The sequence below is a fragment of the Streptomyces sp. AC550_RSS872 genome, from assembly GCF_019049285.1.
In the GTDB taxonomy this organism is placed as follows: Bacteria; Actinomycetota; Actinomycetes; order Streptomycetales; family Streptomycetaceae; genus Streptomyces.
Window position 1 is genome coordinate 308,539 of sequence record NZ_JAGMUL010000026.1, and the last position, 13,217, is coordinate 321,755.

Consider the following 13,217-nt stretch of genomic DNA (forward strand, 5'->3'; position numbering starts at 1 on the left):
ATGATCGAAGCGCGGCGGCTCCGCATCCTCCGTGCGGTGGCCGACCACCGCACGGTGACGGCGGCTGCCGCCGCGCTGTATCTGACCCCCTCGGCGGTCTCCCAGCAGCTCACGGCCCTGGAACAGGAGACCGGCCACCGCCTCGTCGAACGCGGCGCCAAGGGCGTACGGCTGACCCCGGCCGGCGAGATCCTGCTCAACCACGCCAACGCCGTCCTCGCCCAGCTGGAGCGGGCGGAAGCGGAGCTCGCGGCGTACGACTCGGGCGCGGCCGGCACGGTCACCGTCGCCTCGTTCGCCACCGGTATCGCCCAGGTCGTCGCGCCGGCGCTGGCGCGGCTCGCCGGGACGTCCCCCGGTATCCGCATCCGTGTCCAGGACGCGGAGGGCGACGCCAGCCTGCCGATGCTGCTGGACCGGCAGGTCGACATCGCGGTGGCCGTCGAGTACCGGGGGGCGCCGCCCGCCGACGACCCGCGCCTGGCGCACGTGCCGCTGTACGCCGAGCCCTTCGACGCGGTCGTCCCGGTGAGCCACCGGCTGGCCGACACGGCCGAGGTCCCTCTCGCGGAGCTGGCCAAGGACCCCTGGATCGGGCCGTACCGCGGCAATCCCTGCCATGACGTGGTCGTCCTGGCCTGCGAGAACGCCGGCTTCCAGCCGCGTCTCGATCACTCCTCGGACGACTTCCGCGCAGTCGTCGCCCTGGCGTCGGCCGACGCGGGTGTCGCCCTCGTACCGCGCTCCGCACTGCGCGGCATGGACCTCACAGGAGTCGTCGTACGACCCGTGGACGGGGTGGCGCCCACCCGACGGGTGTTCGCGGCCGTGCGGCGAGGCGCCGAGGAGCACCCGTTGATCCGACCGGTGCTGGAGGCGCTTCGGGAAGCGGCGGGGGAGTGAGCGCTCCGTAACGCCACCGTTTCATATTTGGGATAGCTTCCCGGATATGAAACGAGGAAAGGCGGAAGGCGTGGCGGCCCTGGATCCCGTCGACGCCCGTCTCGGCGCGCGCCTGGCCGAGTTGCGGGCCGAACGCGGTTGGTCCCTGGGCGAGTTGGCGGACCGCAGCGGCGTCAGCCGCTCGACCCTGTCCCGGGCCGAGCGCGCGGAGATCAGCCCCACCGCCTCGCTGCTGAACCGCCTGTGCCATGTGTACGGGCGGACCATGTCCCAGCTGCTCAGCGAGGTCGAGGCCGAGCCGGCGCTGCTGGTACGGGCGGCCGAGCAACCGGTGTGGGAGGACCGGACCTCCGGGTTCGTACGGCGATCGGTGTCGCCGCCGCAGACCGGGTTGCGCGCCGAACTCGTCGAGGGACGGCTCGGGGCGGGCGCCGACATCGCGTACGACCGGCCACCCGTGCCGGGGTTGGAGCAGCACGTCTGGGTGCTGGAGGGGGCCCTCGACGTGACGGTTCAGGAGACCGAGCACCATCTCGACGCCGGGGACAGTCTGCGGATGCGGGTGTGGGGGGCCACGCGGTTCCGGTGCGCCGGACCCGAGGCGGTGCGGTATGTGCTGGCGGTGGTGCTGCCGTGACCGTGACGCGACTGGACGCAGTCCAACTGCTGGAGCGGATCGAGGACTTGGCCGACCTGCTGGTGGACACCGTGACCAACGGAGCCTCCGTCGGCTTCCTCGCGCCCTTCGACCGTACGGAGGCCCTGGCCTGGTGGAAGGAACGGGCTGCCGCCGTGACCACGGGGCAACTGGCCGTATGGGCGGCGCAGAAGGACGGGCGAACCGTCGGCACGGTCAGTCTGGCCTTCGCCGACAAGCCCAACAGCCGTCACCGGGCCGAGCTGGTCAAGCTGATGGTGCACCGGGGCGCGCGGGGCCGGGGCCTTGGCCGCACCCTCCTTTCGACCGCGGAAGAGGCGGCGATCAGCGCCGGCGTCACCCTCCTCCACCTGGACACCGAGACCGACAGCCTCGCCGAGCGCCTGTACGGCTCGGCCGGCTGGATCCGGGCGGGGGTGATCCCCGACTACGCGGCGAGGCCGGACGGAGTGCTGCGGCCGACGACGATCTACTACAAGCACGTGTGACCGGCCGAGGCGGGCAGGGCTGGTGCGGCGGGTGGGGTGTCAGTGCCGCGTGGAACACTCGCCGTCGTTGATCACCCCACAGGGCGGAGCAGAACCCGAGTTGGGCCGACCGCTTCCACCCTGTTCGGCACCCTCTCACCAGGTGATTGTCAGTGCCAGCGGCTACCGTGCGTGTCATGCCGGATGCCGAAGACGTACGCCGTATCGCCCTGTCTCTGCCCGACACGACGGAGAAGATCGCCTGGAGCATGCCCACCTTCCGGGTCGCGGGCAAGATGTTCGCCACGTTGCCCGAGGAGGAGACGTCCATCGCCGTGCGCTGCCCCAAGGAGGAGCGCGACGAACTGGTCATGGCCGAGCCGGGCAAGTTCTGGATCGCCGACCACGAGGCGCAGTTCGCCTGGGTGAGGGCCCGGCTCGCCGCCCTGGAGGGCGAGGACGAACTGCGCGACATCCTCGCCGACTCCTGGCGTCAGGCGGCGCCGTCGAGGCTGTTGGACGCGTACCCGGAGTTGGGGCTGCCGACGGGGGAGTGAAACCGGGAGCGCACCCGCTGTGGTCGCACACCTCGGTCTGTACGTCGAGAGCCTGCGCACGGAGCGGACCTGAATCCGGTGGGACGCGGTGCGGCCGACGGCCACGCGTAAACGAGTGCGCGACCACCGACCCGAGTGCGGTATTGTTTCCATGCACGTTCGGCCGGGGGAAACCCCAGGTCAGACGGGCACCGGGACGTGGCGCAGCTTGGTAGCGCACTTGACTGGGGGTCAAGGGGTCGCAGGTTCAAATCCTGTCGTCCCGACGGTGCGAAGGGTCTTCGCAGGCGAGAGCCTGCGAAGACCCTTTTTGTCGGCCGGACCCGCGCGCTCAGTCCGTCGCGGCGCCGAACCAGGTGGGCAGATGGCTGAGCAGATCCCGCTGGTCCTCGCCGATCCACGCCACATGGCCGTCCGGCCGGAGCAGCACCGCGGGGGTGTCCAGTTCCTCGCTGACGTCGACGACATGGTCGACCCGGTCCGCCCAGCCCGCCGCCGAGAGCCTGCCGGTCTGGTCGAGGAGCAGTCCGCGTCCGGTGTGCATCAGCTCGTAGAGGCGGCGCTGCTTCAGCCGCACGTCCCGCAGCCTCCGGCCGAGCAGTTCGTGACCCGCGCCGAAGTCGTAGCGGATCCCGGTCGCGATGATCTTCTCGGTCAGGTACCGGCTCACGTCATCGAAGTCCATCAGCTCCGACAGCAGCCGGCGCACCGCTTGGGGACCCGGCTCGGGGGACAGCAGCTCCATCTGCGCCCGGGTGTTGTCCAGCACGCCGGCGGCCACCGGGTGCCGCTCGGCGTGGTAGCTGTCCAGCAGCCCCGCCGGGGCCCAGCCGGCGACCACGGCGGCCAGCTTCCAGCCGAGGTTGAACGCGTCCTGGATACCGAGGTTGAGCCCCTGCCCGCCCACCGGCGGGTGGATGTGCGCCGCGTCTCCGGCCAGCAGGACCCGGCCGACCCGGTAGCGCTCGACCAGCCGGGTGGCGTCGCCGAAGCGGGACAGCCACCGCGGTGAGTGCACGCCGAAGTCGGTGTCGGCGAACACCCGCAGTTGTCGCTTGAACTCCTCGAGGGCCGGCGGGGCCGCGCGATCGTCGGCCACCCCCTCGGCGGGCACGACCACCCGGAACACCCCGTCCCCGACCGGCCCGAGGCCGAACCGCTTCTCGGTCTTGCGGACTTCCGTCACCACGGCGGTCACTGTCTCCGGCGGCGCGGTCACCTCCATCTCGCCCAGCAGTGTGTCGACCCTGCTCGGCTCGCCGGGGAAGTCCACGCCGATCAGCTTGCGCACCGTGCTGCGGCCGCCGTCGCAGCCGACGAGGTGGCGCGAGCGCAGGTGCGTGCCGTCGGCCAGCTCGACGGTCACCCCGTGCTCGTCCTGACTGAGCCCGACCAGCTCGCAGCCGCGCCGGATCTCGGTGCCGAGCTCGACGGCGCGCTCGGCCAGGAGGCGGTCGGTGGTGGTCTGCGGGATGCCGAGGACGTACGGATGCGCGGTGTCCAGCCGGTCGGGTGCCGGCTTGTGGATACCGGCGAAGAACCCGCCGAGCGGGTGCTGCTGCCCCTGGGCGAGGAAGCGGTCCAGCAGACCGCGCTGGGCCATCACCTCGATGCTGCGTACATGCAGGCCCAGCGAGCGCACGAACGGGGGCGGTTCGGCGTCCCGCTCCAGCACGACCACGTGCACGCCGTGCAGCCGCAACTCGGCGGCGAGCATCAGGCCGGTCGGTCCGCCGCCGGCCACGATCACGTCGATCATCACAACCCCAATTCCCGCAGGTACTGGCTTCGGCCGGAGATTGTGCGGCATGACGGGGGCCTTGCCGCAAGCCCCCCGGTGCGCTATATGTTGAGAGTGGCAAGGAGTGGGTGACTTCCTTGCCTTTGTCTTTTGCGGGGGCGTGCGGCCGCACCGCATTCATGGCTTGCGCACGTCGGTGGTCGGGACCAGTGCCCGTCGTCCCTCTCTCTGCCTTTCTGCGGCACCATCGGAGTCGTTCCGCCCCACCGTCACCTCGGGAGTACGCCATGCCCCGCTCCGAAGCCCGCGTCGCCACCGACCGCCCGCAGCGTTACGCCAAGCAGCTCGCGTCCCACCTGGGCCGGCGCAGCGAGACCAGCTGGGACGAGGCGACGGGGGAGGGCCGGATCGTCTTCCAGGGCGGGACCGGCACCCTCACCGCGGTCGAGGGTGCGTTGTTGCTGTCGGTGGAGGCCGACGCCGAGCGCCTGGCGCTGTTCGAGGACGTCGTGGGCCGGCATCTCGTCCGCTTCGGCGCCAAGGACGAACTGGTGGTGGAGTGGCGCAGGGACAGCGGCGAGCCCGGCACGACCCAGCGCAAGGGCGACGAGCCGGACGCGGCACACCGTCCGGACTGAGCGCGCGCTCTACGCTCGCCCAACCCGGGTGGTCGCACGCCGCTGCCCGGTCGGCAGCGGCGCGGCTCGCCGACCGTGGCCGACGACGACGGACATGCCCGCCCCCGGCGACGGGTCAGATCACGCAGCCCACATGGGCCAGCGCCTGCTTCAGCAACACCCCGTGTCCGCCCGGCATCTCGCTCTGCACCGCCGGGGACAGGGCCTCCTGCGGGCTGAACCAGACCAGGTCGAGGGCGTCCTGGCGGGGGCGGCAGTCACCGGTGACCGGGACGACGTAGGCGAGGGAGACCGCGTGCTGACGGGGGTCGTGGTACGCGGTGATCCCCTGCGTCGGGAAGTACTCCGCGACGGTGAACGGCTGGAGGGACGTCGGGACCCGGGGGAGCGCGACCGGGCCGAGGTCCTTCTCCAAGTGGCGCAGGAGGGCGTCGCGGACCCGCTCGTGGTGCAGTACGCGGCCGGAGACCAGGGTGCGGCTGACCGTTCCGTCCGGTCCGATGCGCAGCAGGAGGCCGATGCTGGTGACCTCGCCGCTGTCGTCGACGCGCACGGGCACGGCCTCGACATACAGGATCGGCATGCGGGCGCGTGCCTGCTCCAGCTCGTCGGAGGACAGCCAGCCGGGCGTGGTTTCGGTCATGTCAGACATTGCTTGATCATACTTTCCGGGAATTGCGAACGCTCAGTCGCGGTGCGGGCGGGGTTCGGGGGCGGGGACCGGTGCGGGTAAGGGAGGTCCATAGAGGCGTCCCAGCCGTACGGCGATGACGGCGTTGGCGAGGACCGGGCCCAGCGCGGCGCGCAGGGGCTCGTTCGTACGGAACTCCTCGACGGCTGCGCCGAGGGAGGTCGGCAGTCTCCGGACACCTCTGACTGCCGCCTCCCGCGTACCCGGACGGACCGGATCGCCGGTGATCTCCTCCGGCAGGCGGGTGTCCGGCGTCAGTCCGTCCAGGCCTGCGGCGATCAGGCAGCCGAGGGCGAGGTACGGGTTGGCGGCCAGGTCCACCGGCTTGACCTCCAGGTTGGCCGCCTGGCCGCGATGGCCCGCCGTGCCCGTGACGACGCGCAGCCGCGCCTCCGGTGTCTCCCGGCCCCAGGCGGTGGACACCCCGGCCCACTGCGAGGGCCTCAGGCGCAGATAGCTCGCCGGGCTCGGGGCGGTCACCGCGGTCACCGCGGTCAGGGCGGAGAGGCGGACGTGGCCGCCGTTGCCCACACCCTGCCCGAGGACCGCCGGGGCGAAGGACACCGCGAGGCCGTGGCGCTGTGCCACCGCCCGGATCGTCTGCCGCACCGGCACGCTGCGGTCGGCCGCCGCCACCGGGTCGAGCGCGGCCACCGACAGCTCGAACCGCCCGGCCGCGTACTCGGGATGCAACTGGTCGACCTCCACCCCCTGCCGTGCGAGCGCCGCCAGCAGATCGGCGGCGCAGTCGCTCAACTCGACCTGGCGGGTGGCACCGTACGCCGGACCCGTCACCGCCGGCACGAACTCGCCGTCGGCGCCGGGAGGCCGAGCGACGGCCCACTCGATCTCGATGCTCGCTTCGAAGGTGATGCCGTGGCGCTCGGCGGCCTCCTGGACCGTCCGGCGCAGGAAGGTGTGGCCGCACGCGGGATGCCGCTCGCCCTCCCGGGTGATCCGGTCGACCGGCGCCCACGCCCAGCCGGGCTGAGTGGACAGCTCCACCAGCGGGTCGAGATCGGGGTAGAGGCGCAGCTCGCCGTCCGGGGAACCGAGGACGTCGGTGGTGACGACGGAGTCGTTCGCGAGGAACGCGTCGAGCACCGGTGACATCCCCACGCCCCAGGCCGCCGCCGAGGCCGGCTTCGCCGTCGGAGTCGTCTTCACCCGGCCGATGCCCGCCGTGTCGACGTAGGCCAGCACGATCCGGTGCACGCCCCGCCCGGACAGCTCGCCGCTCAGCGCGTCGGCCCGCTCCACGTCACCGGGACGCCCTCCCGGGACGGGGTCGGCAAGGGTGGTCATACGGCCTCCCGGTCTCCTCGACGAGCCCGGCCGGTCGGGGCCGGTTCGTTCCGGTTCGTGCGGTCCCTGCTGGGAGTCAGGGTTTCACGGCGACCGCGCCGTACTGCGGCACCGGAGCGGGAGAGCCGGCGGCCCGCCACTGCGAGCAGGACACCATGCCGGGCTCCAGCAGCTCCAGGCCCTCGAAGAAGGCGGCGATGTCCGGGCCGCTGCGAGCCGTGATCGGCGGCGTGGCGTTCTCGTTCCAGAACTTCATCGCCGGGATCTGGCCCTCGCCGCCGAGCTCGGAGTCGAAGGTCGGGTGCGTCAGGACCAGATGGCTGCCGGAGGGTACGGCGGCCAGGACGCGCCGTACGATCTCACGGGCCTTGTCGTGGTCGAGGACGAAGTTGAGGATGCCCAGCATCATCACGGCCACCGGCTTGCCGAAGTCCAGGGTCTGCGCGGCGCGTTCGACGATGGCGTCCGGGTCGTGCACATCGGCGTCGATGTAGGCGGTGACGCCCTCGCGGGTGCCGGTCAGCAGGGTGCGGGCGTGCACCAGGACGATCGGGTCGTTGTCGACGTACACGATCCGGGAGTCGGGGGCGACGCGCTGGGCGATCTCATGGGTGTTGTCCGCCGTCGGCAGCCCGGTGCCGATGTCCAGGAACTGCCGCACGCCCCGCTCCTCGGCCACGAAGCGCACGGCCCGGCCGAGGAATTCTCGGTCCGCGCGGGCGATGTCCCGGATGATCGGGAACATCCCGGCGACCTGCTCGCCGACCTGCTGGTCGACCTCGTAGTTGTCCTTGCCGCCGATCCAGTAGTTCCACACGCGCGCGTTGTGCGCCACACCGGTGTTCAGCTTCGCCGACCCGCCCGACGGGGTGTGGCCATCACTCACGACTCGTCCTCTCCTCGCACGCACGACCGAAACCGGCCATCGCCGCCATTGTGCCGCCCCGTTGATCACGCTGTCCTGTGAATCGGCAGAGCGAGCAGGGTGGTTGGCGGGGCGGAAGCCGGTGCGAGGAGAGAGAGGGGGCTGCCGGGCCCGACTGTTCGATCTGCCGGACCGCGCTGTTCGACCTCGCAGAGGCCGCTACTCGATCTCGCTGGGGCTCGCGGCCGGCGTCTTCCCGGCCAGGACGTCCTTGAGGCGCTGGGTGCCGAGCTGTACCGCCTGCTCCATGGAGTCGTGCTCGTCCCCGTCGAGGCCGCCCGACGTGACGGTGATCGCGTTGTTCCCGACGCGTACGGCGGCGATGTCCAGGGTCAGCGTGGCGTTGTTGCCGTCGGTCTCGCCCTGCACGGTCACGCGCAGGCCCTCACGGGCGTCGCCCACGTCGGGCAGCGAGGTGTCGACGACCTGGACGGTGCGCTCCTCGCCGTTCTCGGTCATCGTGAACTGGTCGCACTCGTCCGGGAGTTTCGCCATCCAGTTCAAGGCGCCCTGCGGGTCGGTCCGGTCGTAGGCGGCGACCTGGTACAGCAGACGCGAGTCGTCCTGCGTGAAGCCGCGCAGCGCGTTCGCTCCCGACGGCTTGCCCAGCAGGTCGTCGCCGAAGAGGGAGTCCATGAGCCGCTGGCAGTCGGCCGCGTCGGTCCGGGCGGTGACGAAGTCCGAGACGTCGACCGTGCCGATGAGCAGGCTGTCGTGCCAGTTCTCGGCCTCCGTGTCCTTGACCTGCGTCCAGTCGTCCTCGATGTCCGCCGCGGTGATCAGCGCCGTCTGCGCACCGGCCTCGGTGAGGGTGGCGGTGGGGGAGGACGTGGGTGACGCGGTCGGCGAGTAGGTCGGCTGCTTGCGGGCCGCGGGTGACGCCGTGACTCCCGATGACCGTGAACCGTCCTTGTCACCCTCGGACGAGCAGGCGGCCGTGGTCACCAGGGTGCCCGCCACCACGGCCGAGGAGAGGACGCGGACGAGTCGGGTGGGACGACGGGTCATCGGAGTGCCTCCTGAGAACGAAACGAATGTCCTCAGGGCACCACCGCACTTGACGGCCCACCACCGGCACCGGCCCGTTCGAGTGAGCCCCGGCGACACTCAGCTCCCGGCAGCCGCACACGGCGGCGGCTGCGGCCTCGTCGGCCTCAAGGAACGGGTGACCGCACTCGGCGGCGAACTGCACACCGGGCCGCGCGGCGGGGCGGGGTGGGAGGTACGGGCGGTGTTCCCGGCGCGGAAATCCTGACCGGTCTCGATACCGCGCGGCCTCCGCTCGCTGTTCAATGAGAGCGAACACCGTACGAGCCTCAGATGGGCGCGCCGAGAGGAGCCACCGATGTCCCCAGCCGTCGTGCCGCAGGTCGGCGCGCGCATCCGGCAGGCGCGCCTCGCCCGCGGGACGAGCCTGCGGGCGCTCGCCCGGGAGATCGGCGTCTCGGCCAGCCTCGTCTCGCAGATCGAGAACGGCAAGAGCCAGCCGTCGGTCAGCACCCTGTACGCCATTACGACCGCCCTCGGCATCTCCCTGGAGTCCCTCTTCGAGGCGGGCGAATCCGCAGCTGTCTCCCCCATGGCGGCGGCCCCCGGCACTGTCCTGCACGCCCTGGCCGCCTTCGCCGCCGACCCCGGCCGCCGGATCGGCCCGCTGGTCACGCCGGGCGACCGGGAGGTGCTGGAGCTGGACTCGGGTGTGGTGTGGGAGCGTCTCGGTCATGTTCCCGGCACCGACGTCGACTTCCTCCAGGTGACGTACCGGCCGGGCGGCGCCTCCTCCAGCTCAGGTGGTCTCATGCGTCACCCGGGTACCGAGTACGGCTGTCTGACCTCGGGCGAGCTGGTCCTCACCCTCGGTTTCGAGGAGTACACGCTGCGCCCCGGCGACGCGGTCTGCTTCGAGTCGACGACCCCGCATCGCTACCGCAATGATGGTTCTGTACCGGCCGTGGGCGTCTGGTTCGTGTTCAGTGACACTTGACACTCGCGGCGCACGGTCGTTCACTCCGAAGTGGGGGTGGTCGCCATGGCGATCCGCACATTCGGACCCAATGCCGTCGACTGGGAAGAGCGTGTCGACCTCGACCGGCTGCGCAGGCAGCGGCTGGCCCGCCTGAACGAGACCTTGAACCGCTCCGAGCTGGGCGCTGTGCTCAGCTTCGACTTCGCCAACATCCGCTACATGACCGCCACGCACATCGGCACCTGGGCGATGGACAAGCTGATCCGCTTCGCCCTGCTGGTGCGCGGCGGCGAACCGATCGTCTGGGACTTCGGCTCCGCCGCCCGCCACCACCAGCTCTACAACCCGTGGCTCGACTACGGCGACGGCAAGGAGGGCAGCCCGCCCACCGGCGCCCGCGCCGGTATCTCCACCATGCGCGGCGCCTTCCACCCGGACGCGGGGATCGCCGAGGACGTGGCCGCCAAGATCGCCGCCGAGCTGCGCGAGCACGGTCTCGCCGGAGAACCGCTCGGCATCGACGTCGCCGAGATGCCGATCCTCACCGCCCTGCGCGCCGAGGGCATCGACGTCGTCGACGGACAGCAGCTCTTCCTGGAGGCGCGCCGCATCAAGACGCCGGACGAGATCTCCCTGCTCACCCAGGCCTGCGCGATGGTGGACGCCGCGTACGAGGAGCTGTACGGCTATCTGCGGCCCGGAGTGCGCGAGAACGAGTGCGTCGGAGTCGTCAGCAAGGTGCTGTACGACCTGGGCAGCGAATACGTCGAGGGCGTCAACGCGATCTCCGGCGAGCGCTGTTCACCCCACCCGCACGTCTACAGCGACCGTCTGATCCGCCCCGGCGACCCCGCCTTCTTCGACATCCTGCACAGCCATCTCGGGTACCGCACCTGCTACTACCGCACCTTCGCCGTCGGCAGCGCGTCCGGTGCCCAGCGTGACGCCTACGTCCGCTGCCGTGAGTACATGGACCAGGCCATCGCGCTCGTACGCCCCGGCGCCACCACCGCTGACATCGTCCAAGTGTGGCCGCGCGCCGAGGAGTTCGGCTTCGCCGACGAGACGGCCGCGTTCGCGCTTCAGTACGGCCACGGCGTCGGCCTGTCGATCTGGGAGAAACCGATCTTCAGCCGACTGGTCTCCCTCGACCACCCCGAGGTCCTCGAAGAGGGCATGGTCTTCGCCCTGGAGACCTACTGGCCCGCCGCCGACGGCTGGTCCGCCGCCCGGATCGAGGAGGAACTGGTCGTCACCGCCGACGGCTGCGAGGTCATCACCAAGTTCCCTGCGGAGGAACTGCTGGTCGCGGGCCGCAAGTACTGGACGGTCGGCGGCGAGCTCAACACCCGGCGCGAGTCGCAGTCCCACCTCAACACCGCCCACGGCGACGGGACACGCTGATGGAATCGGCCGAACTCCTCGCCGCCTACGAGCAGATGACTGTCATCCGCCGTACGGAGAAGGCGGCCCACGACCTGTTCCTCCAGGGCCTGGTCAAGGGCACCACCCACCTCGCCGCCGGACACGAGGCCATCGCCGTCGGCGCGAGCGCCGCCCTGCGCCACGACGACTACGTGTTCGCCACCTATCGCGGCCACCACCACGCCATGGCGCGAGGAGCCACCCCGGAGGAATGTCTCGCCGAACTCATGAGCCGGGCCACGGGCCTGTGCCGGGCCAAGGGCGGCTCCATGCACCTGACCAAGGCCTCCACCGGCATGCTCGGCTCCTACGCCATCGTCGGCGCTCACCTCCCGATGGCGGCCGGCGCCGCCTGGTCGGCCAAGCTGCGCGGCACCGATCAGATCGCGGTCGCCTTCTTCGGTGACGGCGCCACCAACATCGGTGCCTTCCACGAGGCGCTCAACCTGGCCGCCGTATGGAAGCTGCCGGTGCTGTTCGTGTGCGAGAACAACCTGTACATGGAGTACACGCCGATCGCCGACGTCACGGCCGTGCCCCGGCCGGCGGCCGACCGGGCACCCGCGTACGGCATCCCCGGCGAGGTGGTGGACGGCAACGACGTCGTCGCCGTACAGGACGTGGTGGCCCGGCTCGCGGGGCGGGCCCGGGCGGGAGACGGGCCCGCGCTGCTGGAGGCGCAGACCTACCGGCACTTCGGTCACAGCCGCGCCGACCCGGCGGCCTACCGCCCGGCCGAGGAGGTCGAGCGCTGGCTGAAGCACGACCCGTTGGACCTGGCGCGGGGGCGGCTCGTCGGGATGGGAGTCCCGGAGGCGGTGGTCGCTGAGGCGGACGAGCGAGCGACGTCCCTCGTGGCGAAGGCGGTTGAGGCCGCGAAGTCGGGCCCCGCGCCCGATCCGCGCGAGGCGCTGACCGACGTATGGGCGGACGGGGGTGCGGCGTGGCGGACGTGATCAGCTACCGGGAGGCGGTCGCCGAGGGCATCGCGCGGGAGATGCGGCGCGATCCGGCCGTCGTCTGCCTGGGCGAGGACATCGGCGAGGCGGGCGGGGTGTTCAAGACCACCGTCGGGCTGTTCAAGGAGTTCGGGCCCGAGCGGGTGTGGGACACGCCGATCTCCGAACAGGCCATCGTGGGGGCCGCCATGGGCGCCGCGATGACCGGGATGCGGCCGGTCGCCGAGATCATGTTCTCCGATTTCCTGGCCTGCTGCTGGGACTACCTCGCCAACGAGATCCCCAAGGTGCGGTACATGACGGGCGGTCAGGTGACCGTCCCGCTCGTCGTGCGCACCGCCAACGGCGGCGGGCTCGGTTTCGGCGCCCAGCACTCCCAGGCCACCGAGAACTGGGCGCTGACCGTGCCCGGCCTGAAGATCGCCGCACCCGCTACCCCCGCCGACGTGATCGGCATGATGGCGGCGGCGATCCGCAGCGACGACCCGGTCGTCTTCTTCGAGCACAAGGGGCTTCTCGCCACCAAGGGCGCGCCCCCGCCCCCGGACCACGTCGTCGAGCTGGGCCGCGCCGCCGTCGTCCGCGAGGGCGCCGACGTCACCCTCGTCGCGCTCGCCTCGATGGTGCCGGTCGCGTTGAAGGCAGCCGAACTGCTGTCCGCCGAGGGCGTCGAGGCCGAGGTCGTCGACCTGCGCTGCCTGGTGCCGCTGGACGTCAGTACCGTGCTCGCCTCGCTCGGGCGGACCTCGCGGCTGGTCACCGTCGAGGAGAACCCGTACCAGGGCGGCTGGGGCGCCACGCTCGTCTCGGTCGTCGCCGACGAGGGGTTCGCCCTGCTGGATGCGCCTGTGAAGCGGGTGGCGGGGGAGTGCGTCCCGCTGCCGTTCGCCGACGCCCTCGAAGTGGAGGTCATCCCCACCGTCGACAAGGTCGTGGCGGCCGTACGCGGCCTCGCCGCCTACTGAACACCCCATGGGAGGAA

General features: G+C 71.4%; 15 protein-coding genes and 1 tRNA gene. 11 read left to right on the forward strand and 5 right to left on the reverse strand.

The features are described 5' to 3' along the window. From KUM44_RS13060 to KUM44_RS13080, 5 genes are all read left to right on the forward strand, one after another. Positions 1-903, forward strand: a complete 903-nt coding sequence (locus tag KUM44_RS13060; RefSeq protein ID WP_217207990.1) for a LysR family transcriptional regulator — start codon at positions 1-3, stop codon at positions 901-903. Positions 904-949: 46 nt separating this feature from the next. After that, positions 950-1,540: a helix-turn-helix domain-containing protein gene (locus tag KUM44_RS13065; RefSeq protein WP_217207991.1), complete on the forward strand. Its 591-nt coding sequence runs from the start codon at positions 950-952 to the stop codon at positions 1,538-1,540. Beyond that, on the forward strand, positions 1,537-2,049 hold the full coding sequence (locus KUM44_RS13070; protein WP_217207992.1) for a GNAT family N-acetyltransferase: 513 nt from the start codon (positions 1,537-1,539) through the stop codon (positions 2,047-2,049). Before KUM44_RS13065 ends, KUM44_RS13070 begins: the two co-directional genes overlap by 4 nt. 176 nt (positions 2,050-2,225) lie before the next feature. Further along, entirely contained in the window at positions 2,226-2,585 is a 360-nt protein-coding gene (locus tag KUM44_RS13075) for an MmcQ/YjbR family DNA-binding protein (protein ID WP_217207993.1), read from the forward strand. Between the two features lie 192 nt (positions 2,586-2,777). Further along, a tRNA-Pro gene (locus KUM44_RS13080) sits at positions 2,778-2,851 on the forward strand. Between the two features lie 65 nt (positions 2,852-2,916). On the opposite strand, the gene rox is transcribed toward KUM44_RS13080, so the two are convergent. Further along, positions 2,917-4,344: a rifampin monooxygenase gene (gene rox, locus KUM44_RS13085; protein WP_217207994.1), complete on the reverse strand. Its 1,428-nt coding sequence runs from the start codon at positions 4,342-4,344 to the stop codon at positions 2,917-2,919. 269 nt (positions 4,345-4,613) lie between these two features. Between rox and KUM44_RS13090 the strand changes: the two genes are divergently transcribed. After that, positions 4,614-4,964 (forward strand): DUF2218 domain-containing protein, encoded by a 351-nt coding sequence (locus KUM44_RS13090; protein WP_217207995.1) that lies wholly within the window; start codon positions 4,614-4,616, stop codon positions 4,962-4,964. Between the two features lie 115 nt (positions 4,965-5,079). On the opposite strand, the gene KUM44_RS13095 is transcribed toward KUM44_RS13090, so the two are convergent. The 4 genes from KUM44_RS13095 to KUM44_RS13110 form a co-directional block, all read right to left on the reverse strand. After that, positions 5,080-5,607, reverse strand: coding sequence for an NUDIX hydrolase family protein (locus KUM44_RS13095; protein WP_217208146.1), 528 nt, complete (start codon positions 5,605-5,607; stop codon positions 5,080-5,082). Between the two features lie 42 nt (positions 5,608-5,649). Next, positions 5,650-6,960, reverse strand: coding sequence for a glutamine synthetase (locus tag KUM44_RS13100; protein ID WP_217207996.1), 1,311 nt, complete (start codon positions 6,958-6,960; stop codon positions 5,650-5,652). 76 nt (positions 6,961-7,036) lie between these two features. Further along, positions 7,037-7,846, reverse strand: coding sequence for an SAM-dependent methyltransferase (locus tag KUM44_RS13105; protein WP_217207997.1), 810 nt, complete (start codon positions 7,844-7,846; stop codon positions 7,037-7,039). A 198-nt stretch (positions 7,847-8,044) separates the two neighbouring features. Further along, positions 8,045-8,893 carry a hypothetical protein gene (locus KUM44_RS13110; protein ID WP_217207998.1) on the reverse strand — a complete coding sequence of 283 codons (849 nt, stop codon included), beginning with the start codon at positions 8,891-8,893 and terminating at the stop codon, positions 8,045-8,047. A gap of 49 nt (positions 8,894-8,942) precedes the next feature. On the opposite strand from KUM44_RS13110, the gene KUM44_RS13115 reads away from it, so the two are divergent. The 5 genes from KUM44_RS13115 to KUM44_RS13135 all read left to right on the forward strand — a co-directional run bounded on the left by KUM44_RS13115 (position 8,943) and on the right by KUM44_RS13135 (position 13,200). Beyond that, the gene (locus tag KUM44_RS13115; RefSeq protein ID WP_374202031.1) at positions 8,943-9,140 is read left to right on the forward strand and encodes a hypothetical protein; all 198 of its coding nucleotides are present in this window, start codon (positions 8,943-8,945) and stop codon (positions 9,138-9,140) included. A 90-nt stretch (positions 9,141-9,230) separates the two neighbouring features. Further along, a complete protein-coding gene (locus tag KUM44_RS13120; protein WP_217207999.1) occupies positions 9,231-9,869 on the forward strand; it encodes a helix-turn-helix domain-containing protein in 639 nt (212 codons plus the stop codon). A gap of 45 nt (positions 9,870-9,914) precedes the next feature. Then, entirely contained in the window at positions 9,915-11,255 is a 1,341-nt protein-coding gene (locus tag KUM44_RS13125; protein ID WP_217208000.1) for a Xaa-Pro peptidase family protein, read from the forward strand. Next, positions 11,255-12,232, forward strand: coding sequence for a thiamine pyrophosphate-dependent dehydrogenase E1 component subunit alpha (locus tag KUM44_RS13130; protein ID WP_217208001.1), 978 nt, complete (start codon positions 11,255-11,257; stop codon positions 12,230-12,232). The genes KUM44_RS13125 and KUM44_RS13130 overlap by 1 nt, the downstream gene beginning before the upstream one ends. Further along, positions 12,220-13,200 carry an alpha-ketoacid dehydrogenase subunit beta gene (locus KUM44_RS13135; protein ID WP_217208002.1) on the forward strand — a complete coding sequence of 327 codons (981 nt, stop codon included), beginning with the start codon at positions 12,220-12,222 and terminating at the stop codon, positions 13,198-13,200. The genes KUM44_RS13130 and KUM44_RS13135 overlap by 13 nt, the downstream gene beginning before the upstream one ends. The last annotated feature ends 17 nt before the right edge of the window (positions 13,201-13,217 follow it).

Coding starts and splice junctions, on each gene's coding strand:
- rox (WP_217207994.1), bottom strand. CDS start 4,344: ATGATCGACGTGATCGTGGCCGGCGGCGGACCGACCGGCCTGATGCTC.
- KUM44_RS13065 (WP_217207991.1), top strand. CDS start 950: ATGAAACGAGGAAAGGCGGAAGGCGTGGCGGCCCTGGATCCCGTCGAC.
- KUM44_RS13090 (WP_217207995.1), top strand. CDS start 4,614: ATGCCCCGCTCCGAAGCCCGCGTCGCCACCGACCGCCCGCAGCGTTAC.
- KUM44_RS13075 (WP_217207993.1), top strand. CDS start 2,226: ATGCCGGATGCCGAAGACGTACGCCGTATCGCCCTGTCTCTGCCCGAC.
- KUM44_RS13130 (WP_217208001.1), top strand. CDS start 11,255: ATGGAATCGGCCGAACTCCTCGCCGCCTACGAGCAGATGACTGTCATC.
- KUM44_RS13120 (WP_217207999.1), top strand. CDS start 9,231: ATGTCCCCAGCCGTCGTGCCGCAGGTCGGCGCGCGCATCCGGCAGGCG.
- KUM44_RS13095 (WP_217208146.1), bottom strand. CDS start 5,607: ATGACCGAAACCACGCCCGGCTGGCTGTCCTCCGACGAGCTGGAGCAG.
- KUM44_RS13100 (WP_217207996.1), bottom strand. CDS start 6,960: ATGACCACCCTTGCCGACCCCGTCCCGGGAGGGCGTCCCGGTGACGTG.
- KUM44_RS13060 (WP_217207990.1), top strand. CDS start 1: ATGATCGAAGCGCGGCGGCTCCGCATCCTCCGTGCGGTGGCCGACCAC.
- KUM44_RS13110 (WP_217207998.1), bottom strand. CDS start 8,893: ATGACCCGTCGTCCCACCCGACTCGTCCGCGTCCTCTCCTCGGCCGTG.
- KUM44_RS13125 (WP_217208000.1), top strand. CDS start 9,915: ATGGCGATCCGCACATTCGGACCCAATGCCGTCGACTGGGAAGAGCGT.